This is a genomic window from Enterococcus sp. DIV0970a (assembly GCF_051711265.1).
GTDB classification, from domain to species: Bacteria; Bacillota; Bacilli; order Lactobacillales; family Enterococcaceae; genus Enterococcus_D; species Enterococcus_D casseliflavus.
Window position 1 is genome coordinate 184,664 of record NZ_JBIOMF010000001.1, and the last position, 17,786, is coordinate 202,449.

The following is a 17,786-nucleotide window of genomic DNA, read 5'->3' on the forward strand; positions in this document are numbered from 1 at the left end:
AATCAAATAGGGAATCAATTTATTAGTTAGAAAACCAAAGAGAGCGTCGCAAACAGCGGCGCTCTTTTTTTATTCATTTGATTTCTAGGTTTCCAACTCAGCGTCGTTGGTTTCTGATAAATACTCGGCTTCATCGTTTAATAGACTGGCCGTCGTTCGCAGCGTGTCGTAAGAATGCAAAACGGCAGCGAGGCTTTTTTGCGAATCACTGATTTTCATGGTCGTCGAATCGGCACTACCTAACACGACTAAGGCTTGTTGGTTGATGGCTTGCATGGTTGCGGCAATGGTTTGGGTCAACTGCTTGGTCTGTTCAGCTAATTTTTGCATTTCATCCGCAACCACCCGAAAGCCAGCTGCCTGTTCGCCGATCCGTGCCGTTTCGATGGAAGCATTGAAGGACAGCAGTTTGGTTTGTTGCGCAATGCGGTCGATGTCATGCAGCACCGCTGTCACCTGTTGGCTATCCATTTCTAAGGCATGGGTCGTTGCTTGATTTTGATCAGACAGCTGTTTGACTTGCGCCAAGTTCTCTGACAAATGATCGACTTGCTGGTGTCCGTTGGCAGAAAGTCGTGTCAGGGAAGCAGCACTTTCTTGCACTTTTTTGATAGTGACCGCTAAGGCTTGTTCTCTTTGGGTAATGTCAAAAGCGATTTTGACGACGTTAACGACTTCTTGCTGCTCATCGAGGACGGGGAAGTAGATCCCTTCTAAAATCAGTTTTTCTCCTTGTTTGTTTTTCCGAATGATTTTGTCTTGAAACCGTTGCTTTGAGTAAAGCAGTTGATTCCAGAAAGTTTGGTAATCCGTACTGGCAGCATAATGGTCAAAACAAAAGGTCCGATGCGGCAAGCCAATGATTTCTTCTTGGCTATAACCTAGGATATCCGTCATGTTGGCATTGGCGAAAACAACTTCTTTTTGCGGATCAAAGACTATGACAGCGAGTTCTTGAAAAATAGCAGCGAGCAGACGGTTATTTTGTGTTTCATCTAATGTGAATTTCATACGTACTTACCTACGCCTTTCAGTTTTTTGGGAAGTTTACACAGCGAGTGTCTTACAGTTATCGGTGATGAAGGCAAGGCAGTTAAGAGTGCAAAAACCACCTTTTTTGTCGAGCGAAATGCCTGGAAGCAGAAGGAAGCAAGATTCTTTGCATCAGAATGACTTGGTGGTACCCTTAAGGTCAACACGAACGATTTCAAACAAAAGGAGAGAATCGTATGACAGATAGAATTTCGTTGGAAAAAGCAGCCGTTGAATTTAGTGAGGCAAATGCACCGCACCCACGGATCTATGAATTACCGCCAGAAGAAGGGCGCGCACTATTGGAACAAGTCCAAGAGTCACCCGTCAATAAATTGGCGGTTGAGATAGAAGATCAGACCGTAGATACAGGCGAATGGGGGACCATCAATGTTCGTTTTGTTCGTCCTGAAGGAAATCATGCGATTCTCCCTGTCATTCATTATCTCCATGGTGCGGGCTGGGTCTTCGGCAGTGCCGCGACTCATGATAAATTGATCCGTGAATTGGCGGTACGAACCAACTCGATCGTCATTTTTCCTGAATATAGTCGTTCACCAGAAGCAAAATACCCAACGGCGATCGAACAAAATTATGCGGTCTTGCAGCAATTACCGGGATTTGTCGATGTCAAAGGCTTAGACCTTAGCCGTTTGACCGTGGCTGGCGATTCCGTAGGTGGGAACATGGCGACGGTTATGACCTTGTTGACGAAAGCCCGTGGCGGCATTCCGATCGCACAGCAATTATTGTTTTATCCTGTGACAGATGCCCGCTTTGATACGCCTTCGTATGAAGCATTCGGCGAAAATTATTTTCTAACCAAAGAAGGGATGCAATGGTTCTGGGATCAATACACGACGGATGAAACACAGCGGGATCAAATGACCGCTTCTCCACTACGCGCGACCAAAGAGGAGTTAGCCGATCTTCCGCCAGCGTTGATCATTACAGGCGAAGCAGATGTCTTGCGGGATGAAGGGGAAGCCTATGCGCAGCATTTACGAGCAGCTGGCGTGGAAGTCACCCAAGCACGGATGCAAGGGATCATCCATGATTTTGTGATGGTCAATGCGATGGATCAGACCCAAGCCGCACGAGCGGCCATGACACTGGCTGTCGGTTGGCTGACGGAAAAAAATGTCCCTGCAGAATAAGAAACCGACGAAAGAAGCTTCTTTTTATGCGGTGTTCTGATACAGAAAAGGATGTATGGAGTGGAGCGATCCACTCCTTTTTTTGTCGGAAAAATTGAAAGACGTACACCTGCAGTCTGAAGCAGATGCAAACGCTCTCTAAAAAAACTCGCTTTTGTAATACAGATTTTAATGAGTGTTTTTCGTTGATAAATAAATAAAAAGTGCTATTATATGTATTGTGATTAATACAGTTTTTGAAAAGAGGTAATACAGTGAGTGCAAAAGGATCAGAAATCATTGTTGAAAGTTTAGAAAATCATCGGGTGCCTTATATCTTTGGGATTCCCGGTGCAAAAATCGATGGCGTGTTTGACGTGTTGAGTGATCGAGGACCAGAGTTGATCTTGGCACGACATGAACAAAACGCGGCCTTTATGGCACAAGCAATCGGTCGCCTGACAGGAGAGCCAGGAGTCGTCATTGCAACAAGTGGACCAGGAGCCAGTAATTTAGCGACTGGGTTGGTCACGGCAACTGCCGAAGGTGATCCCGTCTTGGCACTAGCAGGCCAAGTGAAGCGTTCTGACCTTTCAAAATTGACCCACCAAAGCATGAATAATGCGGCGTTGTTTGCGCCGATCACGAAATTCAGCAGTGAAGTCCAAGATCCTGAAACCCTTTCTGAAAGTATTGCCAACGCCTTTCGCATCGCAAAAACAGCGAAAAAAGGGGCGAGCTTTTTATCCATTCCTCAAGATGTGACAGACGGAACCGTTCAAGGGGCGGCGATCAAACCTCTATCTTCGCCTAAATTAGGCAGTGCCGATGCAGAAGATATCCAGGCACTCGTCGATCGGATCAAAGAAGCCAAACTGCCTGTCTTACTCTTAGGGATGCGGGCTTCAGGCGTGAAAGAAACACAAGCGATTCGTCAGTTAGTTGCAAAAACTGGGTTGCCTGTCGTAGAGACCTTCCAAGGTGCTGGGATCATTTCTCGTGAATTAGAAGAGCATTTCTTTGGCCGCGTCGGCTTATTCCGCAATCAGCCTGGTGATATGCTGTTGAAACGCAGCGACTTAGTGATCGCTGTGGGGTACGACCCGATCGAATACGAAGCCCGCAACTGGAATGCGGAAAAAGATGCCCGCGTGATCGTTATCGATGAAGTACCGATGGAGATCGATCCATTTATGCAGCCAGAAGTTGAACTGATGGGCAGTATCGCGAAAATTATTGAACAACTATCAAAAGCCATCGATCAGTATCACTTGAGCGAAGACGCCCAAAACTATTTAACGACGCTGCAAACCAAACTCAATGAAAAACCAGCGGATGTCGAAGGCAGCAACAATACCTTGCATCCTTTGGAAATCATCGATGCTTTGCAACAAGAAGTGACCGACGACATGACGGTAACAGTGGATGTCGGCAGCCATTACATTTGGATGGCCCGTCATTTCCGTAGTTATGAGCCACGGCATCTGCTCTTTAGTAATGGCATGCAGACCTTAGGAGTCGCTTTGCCATGGGCGATCGCTGCAGCGCTCGTGCGACCAAATACTCAAGTGATCTCTGTATCTGGCGATGGCGGCTTCTTGTTTTCTGCCCAAGAGTTAGAAACAGCTGTCCGTTTGAAACAAAACATCATTCACTTGATTTGGAATGACGGTACCTACAATATGGTGAAATTCCAAGAAGAAATGAAATATGATCGTGCTTCTGGGGTTGATTTTGGACCCGTTGATTTCGTAAAATATGCCGAAGCGTTTGGTGCCAAAGGCTTACGGGCAACCACTAAACAAGAATTGATGGCAGCCATCGAAGAAGGCTTTGCAACGGATGGTCCAGTGATCATTGATATCCCTGTGGATTATTCAGATAATGCCGATCTTGGCAAAACGATCCTACCTGATCAATTTTATTAAGACCAAAGGAGCAGCAAGATGAAAGTGAAAAACAAAAGTTATTTATATCAGCATGGCACCCTAGGTGGGTTGATGCAGGATTTAATGGATGGCACGGAGCAAATCGGCAAAATGCTTGAATATGGCGATTTTGGGATCGGTACATTGGCTGGTTCCAATGGTGAAGTGATTATTTTAGATGGTGAAATCTACCATGTAGACGAGTCGGGCAAGGTGCGAGTGCTCCAAGGCAATGAAGGAACCCCCTATGCGGCAGTCGTTGATTTTTCTGCGGCGAAGCACCTGCAGGTTAGCCAAGAAATGACCGATGAAGAAGTGAAAAACCACGTCCTGACCGAAGTCAGCCCGAATTTGTTTTCCGCTGTCAAAATCCATGGGGTATTTACCAAGATGCACGTCCGCGTTGCCCCAAAGCAAGAAAAACCATATCCAAAATTCATTGAGATCATCCAGCATCAGCCCGAATTTCAGACAGAAAATATCAGCGGAACGATCGTCGGATTCTTTACCCCGCTGTTGTTCCACGGCGCTGCGGCTGCTGGTTTCCACCTGCATTTTATTAGTGATGATCGGACATTTGCTGGCCATGTCTTAGACTTTGAAGTGGCAGCTGGTGAAGTCGAATTGATGGAACTAGCCGAATTTCGTCAGCATTTTCCTATCGACAACCAAGACTACTTGCAGCGGGAGATCGATGTCGCAAAAATCGCCAAAGATATTGAAGCTGCCGAATAAAAGAGATTTAAAATTGAATGGCAATTTATGACGTAAGAATAAATTACTTTCCCAATAAAAAGCCAACGCTGGTCCTCTTAGGAAGATAGGAAGCGTTGGCTTTATTTAATAGTTTTAGTTGCTCTATTCACGTAACAATACAGGAATAAAATGGAATAGTCTATTGATTGTCAAGCACTACTAAATGTAAAATCCGTGGATTGATATGATTGAGTAGCCGATTCCAATCAGAGGCATCTGGAATCGATTTTAGCAATACACTTTCGACATCAAGTAAATATTCCGTTGTATATTCTGAATAATTGGTAATCAAAAGATCGATTTTTTTTTCTTTCAAGTATTCATGTGATAGTTCATTTGAATCAGGATAGTACATTGTATGATAGGCATCTAGGTAACGACGAACGATACTTTCAGCATATTCGCATACGTAGTCATTACCTTCAAATATCACTGCAATCGTTCGATGAGATCCCCAATTTTCTTCCTTTATAGCTTCCATATGCAACGTCAAGCTAGCACAGATATCAGCTAAATTTTGTAACGAATAAACCTTCTCTACTAGTGGGTGATTGTGGAGAAAATAGTAATTTTTTTGGTACTCTTGAGCAAATTTTTCTTGGACGAAGTAATTGAGGTCATCGATATTAATGGTCATTGAGGGAGATAATAATTCCTGCAGTTTTATTACTGTAAAAAAAGCTTCTAACCAAAGTAAGTCTTTTTGTTCATCGAAGCTGTTGCCTTTATTTTTTGCATAAAAATCATGGGCTAATTGTTTCAGCTCTGGCCAGTGGTTGTAGTTGCGGCAAAAGTTTTCACTGGAAGTATCATTTAACTTGCGGCGACAAATCACACAAGTAAATAGATAAATTGCTTCAGATTTTGGTAATTCACACTCGAAATGGCGCTGCATAATCTGATTTAAAGATTCATAATGAGGAAGTAAATCATTTTGTTGAATCATTGACACTAACTCTGGGTTAGGCTCTACTAAAAAACCACGTTTACTTCGTTCCACGCACAAGTAAAGGACATAGGCAAAATAAGAGAACGATGAAGACTGCAATTGCTTCGCTTTTAATAGATCAGTGATCTCAATAACCGCTTCTTGGACATTAATTGAAGGAAAAATAGTGTTAACATTAATGTCAGATTCATAATAAAATAGGCAGAAAAATTTTCGAATATCAATTTCTGAACCGACAAAATTCACTGGATTTGTTTCGATATGAAGATTAAAAGGCTGTAAAAATACTTCGATCTTTTTAAAGTAACTAATTAATGCCTGCTCGGAAATGTTAAGGGCTAAGCTCCAATCCATCAAAGACTGTAATTCGTTGAAAAAGATACTTTCCAATATTAAAAAAATAGGTTCATCTTTCACTAAATTTTGTTTTTTTCTTCTATAAGCTTCCCCATCAATCTCTTCAAAAAAATAGCCGACCTTAGAAGAGCTTATCTCTATCGTACCATGAAAATAATTTCGGATGTTTGCTATATCAGAAATCAATGTTCGAGAGCTACTGTTAGTAACTTTTGACAACTCACCTAACGTGCAGGTAGTTTTTTTTTCAAACTTGTCCAAAAGCTTTAACCAACGAACAAGTGAGTTGTTTTTCATAAATTTTAATTGAAATGTTTTCATTTCAGCCTCTTAGGAAATACTTGTGTGAATTTATTCTATTATAAAAAATACAACCCTTTTAGGAAATATAATTTGATCATCAAAATGAAATAGAATAGTGAAAGTGTGCAATGTAAAAAGCCCAATAAGAAAGAAAATCGAGATTTCTATTAAAATTAGTAGTTACAAAATACAAATGCATACTATACTAAAAATCGGCTACATCAGTATAGCAAAAATCTAAATTAAGTTCTGCCAAGGATTCTACAAAGACGCTGGTTGTAGGGCATAGATGATGACCCGCTAATAAAGGCTCAGTTAAAGGAAATTGTCAAGATAATACCATTAAAAATATCCAATATTGATATAATAACAGATAATATTTTTTAAACAATGAAAAAAGAAATGAATGTAGTTTAGATAGAGAAGACAGCATTAAAAAAAGCACGAAGAGTATTTTCTTTAATCATTCAATATTATCTTACTATAAAAAGGAAATAGATTATAGATGTTTAAATTAAGAAAATATATCGTTGGAAAATCACTAAATTTTTCAATAAACCATATAAAATGCTAAATTCTTGCGCATTTTCCGTTAAAAGATAAAATGAATATTATAGGAAAGTTACTTTATAGAAAATCCTTATTTCACCACTTTATGAAAATGTCAATTTTCTTCTTTCTGTCTAAATCTATATAATTACATCATTTGGGTATTTCATATAATCACTCGTCCAAAATTAACTTTTTTCAAGCAAGGAGCTTTTATTTGAAAAATTTCCAATTAAGTTTTGTGACAAATAAATCAGTAGCAAGATGGTTACAGATTCTAAATGAATTTGAAAAAAATGAAATTTGTAGTGCAAGTCACCTTTCTGAACTAACAAATAGTACGACTAGAACTATTGGAAAAGATATTGGCTATCTAAATGAATATTTTGGAGAGTTAGTTCGTATATCTTCAACAAATCTAGGATACTGTTTTGAATTATTTGACTATGCATGTTACGAGCAACAAAAAGCCTCATTTTTAGCAAACGAACCTTTATTTATTCTGTTGGAGAATATTTTTATAGGAGAATTAAAGTCCATTGACGAGTGGGCTGATCACTTTTATTTATCTAAAGCAACGCTTTTAAAATATTTACAGCGTGTCCGCAAACAACTTATTCATTTTGATTTAGAACTCGCTAATGATCCAGTGAATATTATTGGAAACGAAGCGGATATACGTAATTTTTTTTGTACGTTTTTTTATGAAACAGACATCACTCCTCATACTGTTTTTCCTTCTATTGCTGTGCAACAAGCGGTGAAGGAGATTAGTGGCCTATTTGATAAAAGCAGCTACCACACCGCTTCTTTTTCGCAATATTCTTATATACTTTATATCTCTATCGAGCGATTTCTACGAGGTGAGACGGTTTTAATTAAAGATGAACTACACCATGCGTTAAGACACAGTATCCAACTTATGCATTATCAAAGAATCAATGAAGTTATACGTAGATATTTTCACTTTTATTTTACGAGTGATGAAATTATATTTTTATTTGTTAGTATCATCACAAAAAAGAAATTACAAGAAGTGATCGTTGAACAAAAATTTTGTCTTTCCTATAATCATTGGCCGGAGATAGGTGAATTGACAAATAGTTTTTATCAATTGCTGGAAATGAAATCTACTGGAAAAAGAAAAAAAATGATTTGATTTTAATAGAATCTTTTTTTACGATGGCTAAACTCAAAGAGTGTCTTTCGACATCTGCTAACAGAAATATAAATGACGTTAATGAATTTATTCAAGATACGTTTTCGAAGGAATTTTATACCTATAAATGCTTTTTAGAAAACAATAAATTTTATCAATTGATGTTTTCGGAAGAATATTTAGTGGATTTTTGTGCAAACCTAGTCATCTATATTGAAGCTGTGCGTGAACGTTATTGGTTTCCCCAAAAAAATATTGCTTTTATTTTTGAAGGAAATAATAATATTGTCCAGTATATTGAAGGATGGTCTAAGAGGTATTTTGGGCATGCACATCAGCTGTATTATCCAGATTCTGGCGAAGTAAATGCAGAGTACATAATGCAAAAAAATATTGATTTGCTCGTGACAAATTACGCTGAACATGCGGCAGATTTTCGTGATATCGTAGAATGTATTTTTTTCAAGACGATTCCAACTTCGGCTGATTGGAATCGCTTGATAGATCGAATTAATCCAAATGTAACTAGACAATTTGCTTTAAAGGATCTTTTATAGATTTAGTTGATAAAAATTTTTGGATAAATAAAATAGAACATATCTCCTAGCTTACGATTTTTGTACTAGAAGGTATGTTCTATTTTTTTCAAGGCATAATTTTATCCATCATTGCTTTGGGGATAGGGGAAGTAGGGAAGTTATAGATGGATAGTAGCCTTTGGGAGAGAGCAATCATTTCGAAATGAGAGCAGGTCGTTGTCATTGTAGCTCACTTAAATAGATTAGACTCCAAGGAGCTTTTTGACTTAGATTCAGACCAGTTAACTCTCGATAAAAACATTTTTTATCATTTATTGTCAATTTGATAATCTCTTCTTCCGTGTATTCATTTAAAGAAGAGTTTTTTAAAACATAAAGTTCTCTTAAAATTTGTAATTGCGCATCAATATCTAGTAATGATGACATTTTTTCAAAAAAATTGTCATCAGATTGTTCATATATATCTAAGAATCTTTCTCGTAAAGATAGATAAAATTCATGAATCTTAGGATATTCATAAGAACAAAATGAATGAATAAATTCATCATCAAAGAAATTCAAGTATTGTTCAGCTGATCGGATTGTTTTTAATTTCATATGGATTCTCCTTAGTGATATGTAAACTTTTTTGGAAATTTTCGAGCAATATATATAAATGATTGACCGTTGAATTGTAAAATTAGAATGGTTTGCCTCCTGTCAAATAGTAATCGGAGATCATCATTTGTTTGTATCTCCAATTTACATGATTCAATCAACTGTCTCAAATTTTTTTTTTCGTATCCATAAGAAGAACTTTTTTATATATAAATATAAAAAAAGAATAATACTGCTTTTTCTAGTTCAGCTAAAATAAATAGTTTTTGTTGCTCAGCAAAATTATTTTTTTCTATACCTTATAAATCATAACCACTAATATCATTGATTCTAATCTCACTGGAGGACTCGATACAACTGCTTGGCACCTTGCTTGTATGTTTAGGGGTACGATCGACATATTAGGCGAATAACTGATTCGAAATGCTGGAAAAAAATCATTGATATAGTTGGATTTTTCTCTTTTCGCAATCAGATCTTCATTCAGTACATCACTGTCAGCCTCCAGTATGTCGGGATACATGTAAGGGAGACTTTCCTGTCATCCCATGACCGGTAGGCTCATCCCCGTCATTTTTTCAAAGGTGTGATACTATAGAATTATCTAGAAAAACGATCCTTTGATTCAAGTTGCCAATGCCAAAACAGTGCCAAGAAACGCAGTTGCAGTGAGAAGCAACCGTCTGTTTTGACGAGAAGGTTTGGCTAAATAGGGACGTTCATTAAAGCAAACGAGGAGCAATTCAATGAAAGAGAAAAAAACAGTTGTAGTGATCGGCGGCGGACTTGGTGGTCTATCAGCGGCGGTCTCATTAGCCCAAAATGGCTTTGATGTATCATTATATGAAAAAAATCAACACTTAGGCGGCAAGTTGAACCGACTGGAAACAAACGGTTTCGGCTTTGACTTAGGTCCTTCGATTTTGACGATGCCGCAGATTTTCGAAAAATTATTTACTGGCAGCAATCGCAATATGGCAGATTATGTTGCGATTCGCCGATTGCCATTGGAATGGCGCTCCTTTTTTCCTGATGGAACCAAGATCGATCTCTATGGCGATCTTGCACGTATGGCAAAGGAAAACCCGCACTTGTCGGAAAAAGACATGGCCGAGTACCAAGACTTTTTGGACTATGCGCAAAAGATTTATGCAATCACAGAAAAAGGCTATTTTGAGAAAGGCTTAGATACCACGAAAGAAATCTTGAAGTATCATGGCGTGATCAAAGCGCTGAAAGGCTTTGATTATTTCTCTTCGATGCATGATGCTATTCAAAAACGTGTCAGCAATCCGCAGCTGCAAGACATGCTGAGCTATTTTATCAAGTATGTCGGCTCATCTCCTTATGACGCCCCAGCCGTCTTGAACATGATGATCTATATGCAGCATGCCCAAGGTGTCTGGTACGTGCCAGGCGGGATGCATCGTTTAGCCGAAGGCATCGTTCGCTTAGCAAAAGAGATCGGTGTGACCTTCCACACGGGACACAAAGTGGAAAAATTGATCGTTGAACAGGAACAGATCCGTGCCGCTCGTTTGGATGATGGCACGTTGATCGAAGCCGACTATTTTGTTTCCAACATGGAAGTGATCCCGGCCTATGAAGAGCTGTTAGAAGAAGCGCCGACCTTTACTCAAAAACTGGAAGAAAAATTTGAACCAGCAAGTTCTGGTTTTGTCTTGCACTTAGGGGTCAAAACCTCCTATCCGCAATTGGCCCATCACAACTTTTTCTTTTCAAATGCCTCAAAAGAAAACTTTGATCAAAATTTCCATCAGCATCAGCTGCCAGAAGACCCAACGATCTATTTGGTCAATGCCAACAAAACCGATCCTTCGCAAACAGTGGCAGGGCATGAGAACATCAAAATCTTGCCTCATATCCCTTATTTGCAGGATAAACCCTTTACGGAAGCGGAATACGATGCCTTTCGTGAACGGATCTTGATCAAGCTGGAAAACATGGGTTTAACAGATCTACGTAAGCACATCGTGTATGAAGACCGCTGGACACCCGAAGACATCCAAAAGAATTATTTGTCACATCGTGGCGCCATCTACGGCACGGTCTCTAACCGCAAGAAAAATCATGGCTTTAAACACCCGAAACACAGCGAACGCTACGACAATCTATACTTCGTTGGCGGTACGGTCAATCCAGGTGCCGGCATGCCGATGGTGACCCTCAGTGGCCAGCAAGTCAGTGAGATGATCACCAAAAGAGAACACTAAGACAAGAAAGGATGATGACTGTGTACCTGCTGCTCGCTGGTATTTGCGCTGCTTGGCTAGCAGGCTGGCTGATTTTTTTCCGCCTGCCGACGATACCCACCCGCAAGGAGACAGCCGCATCCAAAGACTTGACGGAGAGGGGAGAACTGTCGATCATCATCCCCGCCCGCAATGAAGCAGAAAATTTGCCGCAATTGTTGGCGTCCTTGCAGCAGCAAACCCTTCATCCTGTGGAGATTTTGGTGGTTGATGACGGATCGGAAGACGAGACGATCGCCTGTGCTAAGGGCTTCGGTGCGACGGTCTTGCAAACCACTGCTGATTCTGCTGGGAAAGCGGCGGCTTGTTGGTTAGGCGCCTCACAAGCGGTGGGCAAGTATCTATTATTTTTGGATGCCGATACCTTCTTTCTAGCAGAAGATGGCTTAGAGCGTCTTTTCGCTGCGTATGAGGAGCGATCGGGACAAGGACTGCTCTCGGTGCAGCCCTATCATCAAACGAAGCGCCTGTATGAACAACTGTCTGCCGTCTTTAATGTCGTCTTACCTGTCGGGTTGAACCGCTTTTCTATCGTAGGCGAAAAACTCTCAGCTGGCGGCGCCTTTGGTCCGTGTATTTTGTGCAGCAAAACTGCGTACCTTCAAGCCAATGGACATCAGGACATGCCACAAGGAATCTTAGATGATCTAGCATTAGCGAGACGCTTTAAGAAAAAACGCTTGCCGATCGCCTTGTATGGTGGAAAAGACTTGGTGGCCTTTCGGATGTATCCAGCTGGTGTTCGTCAACTTGTTCAAGGCTGGACGAAGGACTTTGCCACTGCTTCGCAATCCACTCACCCTTTGATTATGGCGGGCGTCATCTTGTGGATCAGCGGCGGCATTGGGGTACTGGCGGCACCATTTCTGATGGAACCGCTTTGGCTAGGACTGCTTTTTTATGCTGCTTATTTTGGACAAACTCTGTGCTTTGCCCGCCGTGTCGGCAACTTCAACCGAATCCTGCTGCTTTTTTTCCCATGTTACTTTCTTTTTTTCCTAGGCTTATTTGGTTGGTCGTGGATCCAAACCCATTTGTTGAAATCCGTGACCTGGAAAGGACGCAAAATCAATTTATAGGAGGCGATGCACATGCCGCTGATCATCTTATCCCCACTGCTCTTGCTCATTACAGACAGCTTGGCTTGGCTGCTGTTTCATCTAGGCATCTCCTTTGGCTTGCGCAAAGTCAGTGATGCCTTTTTTGAACGTCATGCCAACTGGTTCCGTTCTTTTGCCTTTGAAAAAGGCGGTAGGATCTGGGCGGACGTGTTTCGTATTCGTCAGTGGAAAGACAAATTGCCCGACGGCACTGTGATTGCCAAAAAAGGCTTTGACAAATCCCGCTTGGCTCAACAGCAAAAGGACTATCTGGAAAAATTCGTCATCGAGACACGCCGAGCAGAGCTGACCCATTGGCTGCTGATGGTTCCAGCACCGTTCTTTTTCCTCTGGAATCCTGCGTGGGCGGGCTGGGTGATGATCGTCTATGCGTTATTGGCTAACTGCCCATTTATCATGATCCAACGCTACAATCGCCCCCGTTTAGAGCGAGTCTTGCGGAAAAAAAGTGCCCTGCAAGTCAAGCAGAAGGCGCCGGTCTAGGTTCCTGTAGGTGCCGCTTTAAGATTCGCTGAAAAATAGGCAAACTGGAAATCAAAAGGATCGGAGGGCAACTGCCTTCGATCTTTTTTAAAAAATTGGTGTTAATTTTTATGGGATGTGCCAAGACCGTTTTTTGTACACTAAGGTCATTCAGAGGAAAGGGTGATCGTATGTCATCAGAAGGATGTGGGCAAATTTTCGAACTGCCATTGCAGACTGCTACATTGGTTGATCGTGTGTTTGGACAGGCACGAAGTATTTTTGTAAGTGTAGAAAAGAGGGAGGGATGCGCAAGATGATTGAAGATAGCCGACAACGGGACCACTATTACGACATGTTGATTGAAAAAAATTCCCAATATGAAGGGATTTTTTACGTTGGGGTAAAAACCACCGGCGTCTTTTGCCGTCCCACCTGCCCAGCGAAAAAACCGCTCAAAAAAAATTGCGAGTTTTTTCAGACGGCACAAGAAGCGCTGCTGGCGGCGTATCGTCCCTGCAAACGATGTCGCCCGCTCAGCTCGCCTAGCCACTTATCCCCTGACGTGAAAAGCCTGGTGGAAGCCGTGGAGAGTAACCCAGAGAAAAAGTGGACCGACAAAGATTTTGAAGCACTAGCGATCCATCCCAATACCGCACGCCGACAATTCAAAAAATATTTTGGCATGACCTTTATCGAATACTCCCGTGCACGCCGCTTAGGATTAGCGTTTAAGCAGATTCGTGAAGGAGAACCGCTGATCCAAGCGCAATTAGAAGCCGGTTTCGATTCTGGCAACGGCTTTCGAGATGCGTTTTCTCGGATTATGGGGGAGTTGCCTTCCAACAGCCGCGAAAAAACGATTCTTTCTTCTGCTTGGCTTGAGACCAAGCTGGGATCGATGTTGGCGATCAGCGACCAGCAGCAGCTTTACTTGTTAGAATTCGTGGATCGCAGAGGGCTAGAAACGGAGATTGCTGTTTTGAGAAGCCGCTTGAATGCAGTGATCATTCCGCAGCAAACAGCAATCATTCAGCAACTCAAGCAAGAACTGACGGAATATTTTGCAGGAAATCGAACTGTTTTCACGATTCCAATTGCATTGATCGGCTCCGATTTTCAGAAAGCCGTCTGGCAGCAGCTGTTGGCGATGAAGATCGGAGAAACATACTCCTACAAACAATTGGCACAGCGAATCGGCAATGAAAAAGCTACCCGAGCTGTTGCCAATGCCAACGGAAAAAACCAATTGGCGTTGATCGTTCCATGCCACCGCGTCATCAATAGCGATGGCAGCATCGGCGGCTATGGCGGCGGTGTCGAACGCAAAAAGTGGCTGCTGGCTTTGGAAAAACAGGTGCAGCCGACCACAATGATCTAAAAAAGACAAGTATGCGTCGGAATCAGCGCTTCATTGATCGGTACATGGAATGGATCGAATCCTTTTCATTGAAATATATATTTAGCGGAACTTATGGAACCTTTCATAAGTTCCGCTTTTTTTCTTAGATTTGGCGGGTTCATAGAGAAAAGGCGAGGACCGTCGTTAGTGTCTAAGCGTTCTTTATCTCTACAAAAATAAGCATTGAATGATTTTCTTAAACAACCAAAGCATATCTTTTTACAACTTACAAAAAGTAAGTTATGATTATCTCGAATTCGAAATAAAGAGGTGAGGAAAATGGCGCATCAAGAAGAAGCGCTCAAAGCGTACATCGGTTTGCTGCGTACGGCGAGTCGTTTGGAACAAGTGGCAAAAAAAGATGTTCGTTGTTATGGCTTAAATATTACAGAGTTTTCCGTACTGGAATTGCTTTACCATAAAGGCACCCATACGACGCAAGCCATCAAGGAAAAAATCTTGATCGCCAGCAGCTCCACAACCTACGTGGTCGATCAATTAGTCAAAAAAGGCTGCGTGCAACGGGAACCTAGCCAAGAAGATCAACGGGTAACATACGTCAGTATTACGGAAGCAGGCAGGGCGTTGATGGAGAAAATTTTTCCCAGTCATGCACAAAAGATTGCGGCGAGTTTTTCCGAACTTAGCAGTGAAGAATTGCAACAATTAAAAACAATTTTACGAAAAATAACTTACGATCAGAAATGAGGAAAAGAAAATGAGAAAACAAGACCAATTATTAGGGGTACACCATGTGACGGCTATGACAAGTGATGTGGAACGGAATTACCATTTCTTTACAGATGTGTTAGGGATGCGTTTAGTGAAAAAAACAGTCAATCAAGATGACATCTATACGTACCATACTTACTTTGCGGATGATTTAGGGACACCGGGAACAACCATGACGTTCTTTGATTTTCCCAATACCGCTCGTGGTAGCAAAGGAACCAATTCGATCACCCGCACCAGTTTTCGAGTACCCAGTGATGCAGCCCTTGATTATTATGCCGCACGCTTTGATGAATTTGAGGTAAAACACGAGGCAATCACCACCGAATTTGGGAAAAAAGTGTTGCACTTTTGGGATTTTGATACGCAAGCCTATCAACTGATCTCTGATGAACACAATACTGGCGTGAAAGCTGGTATCCCTTGGAAAAAAGGACCCGTTCCTACTGAGTTTGCGATTTATGGCTTAGGTCCTGTCGAAATGTCTGTATCTTACTTGGCAGATTTCAAAGGGCTGCTGGAATCCGTTTTTGATTTCAAAACCATTGATCAAGTAGACAATCGCTATTTGCTAGAAGTCGGTGAAGGCGGCAATGGCGCCCAAATCGTTTTAGTGGAAGACACCACGAGCCCACAAGCACAACAAGGGGACGGCGAAGTGCATCATGTGGCTTTTCGCTTAGCCCATCACGATTCGTTAGCAGTCTGGCAAGAAGTCTTTGATAACTTGGGATTGGCCAACTCTGGCTATGTCGATCGTTACTATTTTGAATCGTTGTATGTGCGCATCGGCCATATTCTTTTTGAACTAGCGACAGATGAACCAGGGTTTATGGGGGATGAGCCATATGAAACATTGGGTGAATCCTTATCATTGGCACCATTTTTAGAAAATCGCCGTGAATACATCGAAGGAGTCATCAAACCCTTCAATACAAAACGCGCCTAAGGAGGCACATAGTATGCAACCCATTCAACAGATCCACCATATTTCAGCCATCGTAGGCGATCCTCAAACGAACGTTGCCTTTTACCGTGACGTGTTGGGGTTGCGCCTCGTCAAACAAACCGTCAATTTTGATGATCCCTACACGTATCATCTTTATTACAGCAATCAAGCGTTAGAAAATGGGACCATCATCACTTTCTTCCCTTGGGCAAATGCCCATCCTGGACGAGTAGGAAGCGGACAAGTCGGCACGATCGCCTTTCGTATTCCTAAAGGCAGCAGTGCCTATTGGCAAGAACATTTGGCGAAACATCAAGTAACTGTTCAAGAAAGTACATTGTTTGATCGACCAACTTTAGAACTTCATGATCAGCATGACCTGTCTTTGGCGCTAGTCGAAGCCGAAGAATCGGCGGAAACACCAGCGATTGTAGGCTTTCATGGGGCCGTCTTGCTTTCGGCACAACCAGAAGCGACCATTCAAACGCTGGCAGATGATCTAGGACTGAACATTTTTAACAAAACAGAGAAAAGCACCCATCTTCATACCGCAGGCACCCTCGCTCATGAGATCGTCGTGCCCCATGAAGCACTGCCAGCAGGGCGCTGGGGTGTCGGCACCGTCCATCACATCGCGTGGTCTGTGCCAACGGAAGCAGTGCAAAAAGAGTGGCAAGAGTACTTGTACGATCAAAGATACGGAGTCACTGAAATCAAAGACCGCAATTATTTCAAAGCCGTCTATTTCCAAGAGCGGGGCAACATCGTCTTTGAGATCGCAACAGAAACCCCAGGCTTTTTAGTTGATGAACCATTAGAAACGTTAGGACAGCAGTTGATGCTGCCAGCCCAATTTGAAAGCCGCCGTGTAGAGATCGAGGATCGCTTGCCAGACTTATCGGTTTAGAAAAAAGGAGACGCTGTATGCACTATTTAGATCCCAAGGATTTGACCCAACGAGAAAATTATAAGCTACTGATTGGCTCCATCATTCCACGGCCAGTGGCAGTGGTCAGTACGCAATCAGCCGATGGTATCGTCAACATCGCCCCATTCAGTTTTTTTAACATCGTCAGCTCAGAACCCGTGATCCTCTCGTTGGCTATCCAGCGCAAAGAGGGGGAACTGAAAGACACCGCCCGCAATCTGTTGGCGACGAAAGAAGCCGTCGTGCATATTTTGGATCAAACAAATGTCCAAGAGGCCAATAAAACCGCGGCATTATTGCCCGCAGACCAAAGCGAGTTGACGGTTTCTGGGTTTACCACAACGACATCGAAAACGATTGCCGTTCCTGGCTTGAACGAAGCCAGTGTACGCCTAGAAACGATTCTGCATCAGCACGTACCCATCAAAAAAGACCAGCAGACCACTGCCGATCTCTTATTGTTGGAAGTCGTCGGCTACCAGATTGCAGAGGATGTCTATCAAGATGGCAAGATCGATCCCCGTGCCTTACAAGCAGTCAGCCGGCTAGCGGGAAATTCTTACGCAACGATTGGGGAGATTTTCGATATCAAACGACCAAGTTAAAGGAGGAAC

At 42.1% G+C, this 17,786-nt stretch carries 16 protein-coding genes; 13 read left to right on the forward strand and 3 right to left on the reverse strand.

The features are described from left to right. Positions 1–84: 84 nt before the first annotated feature. Positions 85–1,011 (reverse strand): methyl-accepting chemotaxis protein, encoded by a 927-nt coding sequence (locus tag IGK14_RS00870; protein ID WP_010748581.1) that lies wholly within the window; start codon positions 1,009–1,011, stop codon positions 85–87. 218 nt (positions 1,012–1,229) lie between these two features. On the opposite strand from IGK14_RS00870, the gene IGK14_RS00875 reads away from it, so the two are divergent. The 3 genes from IGK14_RS00875 (at position 1,230) to budA (ending at position 4,831) form a co-directional block, all read left to right on the forward strand. Next, entirely contained in the window at positions 1,230–2,189 is a 960-nt protein-coding gene (locus IGK14_RS00875; protein ID WP_010748582.1) for an alpha/beta hydrolase, read from the forward strand. A 254-nt stretch (positions 2,190–2,443) separates the two neighbouring features. Then, entirely contained in the window at positions 2,444–4,096 is a 1,653-nt protein-coding gene (gene alsS, locus IGK14_RS00880; protein WP_010748583.1) for an acetolactate synthase AlsS, read from the forward strand. An 18-nt stretch (positions 4,097–4,114) separates the two neighbouring features. Further along, complete coding sequence (budA, locus tag IGK14_RS00885) at positions 4,115–4,831, forward strand: acetolactate decarboxylase (protein ID WP_010748584.1); 717 nt, start codon at positions 4,115–4,117, stop codon at positions 4,829–4,831. 160 nt (positions 4,832–4,991) lie between these two features. Here the strand turns inward: budA and IGK14_RS00890 are convergent, their stop codons facing one another. Next, on the reverse strand, positions 4,992–6,479 hold the full coding sequence (locus IGK14_RS00890; RefSeq protein WP_010748585.1) for a helix-turn-helix domain-containing protein: 1,488 nt from the start codon (positions 6,477–6,479) through the stop codon (positions 4,992–4,994). A 748-nt stretch (positions 6,480–7,227) separates the two neighbouring features. Between IGK14_RS00890 and IGK14_RS00895 the strand changes: the two genes are divergently transcribed. Further along, the gene (locus IGK14_RS00895; RefSeq protein ID WP_438711455.1) at positions 7,228–8,169 is read left to right on the forward strand and encodes a helix-turn-helix domain-containing protein; all 942 of its coding nucleotides are present in this window, start codon (positions 7,228–7,230) and stop codon (positions 8,167–8,169) included. A 23-nt stretch (positions 8,170–8,192) separates the two neighbouring features. After that, positions 8,193–8,726 carry a hypothetical protein gene (locus IGK14_RS00900; RefSeq protein WP_228074092.1) on the forward strand — a complete coding sequence of 178 codons (534 nt, stop codon included), beginning with the start codon at positions 8,193–8,195 and terminating at the stop codon, positions 8,724–8,726. Positions 8,727–8,927: 201 nt separating this feature from the next. Here IGK14_RS00900 and IGK14_RS00905 read toward each other — a convergent pair whose 3' ends face one another. Then, positions 8,928–9,305 carry a DUF7006 family protein gene (locus IGK14_RS00905; RefSeq protein ID WP_010748588.1) on the reverse strand — a complete coding sequence of 126 codons (378 nt, stop codon included), beginning with the start codon at positions 9,303–9,305 and terminating at the stop codon, positions 8,928–8,930. Positions 9,306–10,051: 746 nt separating this feature from the next. Between IGK14_RS00905 and IGK14_RS00910 the strand changes: the two genes are divergently transcribed. From IGK14_RS00910 to IGK14_RS00945, 8 genes are all read left to right on the forward strand, one after another. Continuing rightward, on the forward strand, positions 10,052–11,539 hold the full coding sequence (locus IGK14_RS00910) for a phytoene desaturase family protein (RefSeq protein ID WP_010748589.1): 1,488 nt from the start codon (positions 10,052–10,054) through the stop codon (positions 11,537–11,539). 11 nt (positions 11,540–11,550) lie between these two features. Then, complete coding sequence (locus IGK14_RS00915; RefSeq protein ID WP_034695274.1) at positions 11,551–12,657, forward strand: glycosyltransferase; 1,107 nt, start codon at positions 11,551–11,553, stop codon at positions 12,655–12,657. A 12-nt stretch (positions 12,658–12,669) separates the two neighbouring features. After that, positions 12,670–13,182: a hypothetical protein gene (locus IGK14_RS00920; protein ID WP_010748591.1), complete on the forward strand. Its 513-nt coding sequence runs from the start codon at positions 12,670–12,672 to the stop codon at positions 13,180–13,182. 295 nt (positions 13,183–13,477) lie between these two features. Then, positions 13,478–14,542, forward strand: coding sequence for a bifunctional transcriptional activator/DNA repair enzyme AdaA (locus IGK14_RS00925; RefSeq protein WP_010748592.1), 1,065 nt, complete (start codon positions 13,478–13,480; stop codon positions 14,540–14,542). A gap of 300 nt (positions 14,543–14,842) precedes the next feature. Continuing rightward, positions 14,843–15,271 carry a MarR family winged helix-turn-helix transcriptional regulator gene (locus tag IGK14_RS00930; protein ID WP_010748593.1) on the forward strand — a complete coding sequence of 143 codons (429 nt, stop codon included), beginning with the start codon at positions 14,843–14,845 and terminating at the stop codon, positions 15,269–15,271. 10 nt (positions 15,272–15,281) lie between these two features. Further along, a complete protein-coding gene (locus IGK14_RS00935) occupies positions 15,282–16,244 on the forward strand; it encodes a ring-cleaving dioxygenase (protein ID WP_010748594.1) in 963 nt (320 codons plus the stop codon). A 13-nt stretch (positions 16,245–16,257) separates the two neighbouring features. Beyond that, positions 16,258–17,151, forward strand: coding sequence for a VOC family protein (locus tag IGK14_RS00940; RefSeq protein ID WP_010748595.1), 894 nt, complete (start codon positions 16,258–16,260; stop codon positions 17,149–17,151). 17 nt (positions 17,152–17,168) lie between these two features. Further along, positions 17,169–17,777 (forward strand): flavin reductase family protein, encoded by a 609-nt coding sequence (locus IGK14_RS00945; RefSeq protein ID WP_008376465.1) that lies wholly within the window; start codon positions 17,169–17,171, stop codon positions 17,775–17,777. Positions 17,778–17,786 lie beyond the last annotated feature (9 nt).

Excerpts from the sequence above, each read along its gene's own strand:
- IGK14_RS00870 (WP_010748581.1), bottom strand. The coding sequence starts at position 1,011 with ATGAAATTCACATTAGATGAAACACAAAATAACCGTCTGCTCGCTGCT.
- IGK14_RS00875 (WP_010748582.1), top strand. The coding sequence starts at position 1,230 with ATGACAGATAGAATTTCGTTGGAAAAAGCAGCCGTTGAATTTAGTGAG.
- budA (WP_010748584.1), top strand. The coding sequence starts at position 4,115 with ATGAAAGTGAAAAACAAAAGTTATTTATATCAGCATGGCACCCTAGGT.
- IGK14_RS00890 (WP_010748585.1), bottom strand. The coding sequence starts at position 6,479 with ATGAAAACATTTCAATTAAAATTTATGAAAAACAACTCACTTGTTCGT.
- IGK14_RS00900 (WP_228074092.1), top strand. The coding sequence starts at position 8,193 with ATGGCTAAACTCAAAGAGTGTCTTTCGACATCTGCTAACAGAAATATA.
- IGK14_RS00905 (WP_010748588.1), bottom strand. The coding sequence starts at position 9,305 with ATGAAATTAAAAACAATCCGATCAGCTGAACAATACTTGAATTTCTTT.
- IGK14_RS00910 (WP_010748589.1), top strand. The coding sequence starts at position 10,052 with ATGAAAGAGAAAAAAACAGTTGTAGTGATCGGCGGCGGACTTGGTGGT.
- IGK14_RS00915 (WP_034695274.1), top strand. The coding sequence starts at position 11,551 with ATGATGACTGTGTACCTGCTGCTCGCTGGTATTTGCGCTGCTTGGCTA.
- IGK14_RS00920 (WP_010748591.1), top strand. The coding sequence starts at position 12,670 with ATGCCGCTGATCATCTTATCCCCACTGCTCTTGCTCATTACAGACAGC.
- IGK14_RS00925 (WP_010748592.1), top strand. The coding sequence starts at position 13,478 with ATGATTGAAGATAGCCGACAACGGGACCACTATTACGACATGTTGATT.
- IGK14_RS00930 (WP_010748593.1), top strand. The coding sequence starts at position 14,843 with ATGGCGCATCAAGAAGAAGCGCTCAAAGCGTACATCGGTTTGCTGCGT.
- IGK14_RS00935 (WP_010748594.1), top strand. The coding sequence starts at position 15,282 with ATGAGAAAACAAGACCAATTATTAGGGGTACACCATGTGACGGCTATG.
- IGK14_RS00940 (WP_010748595.1), top strand. The coding sequence starts at position 16,258 with ATGCAACCCATTCAACAGATCCACCATATTTCAGCCATCGTAGGCGAT.
- IGK14_RS00945 (WP_008376465.1), top strand. The coding sequence starts at position 17,169 with ATGCACTATTTAGATCCCAAGGATTTGACCCAACGAGAAAATTATAAG.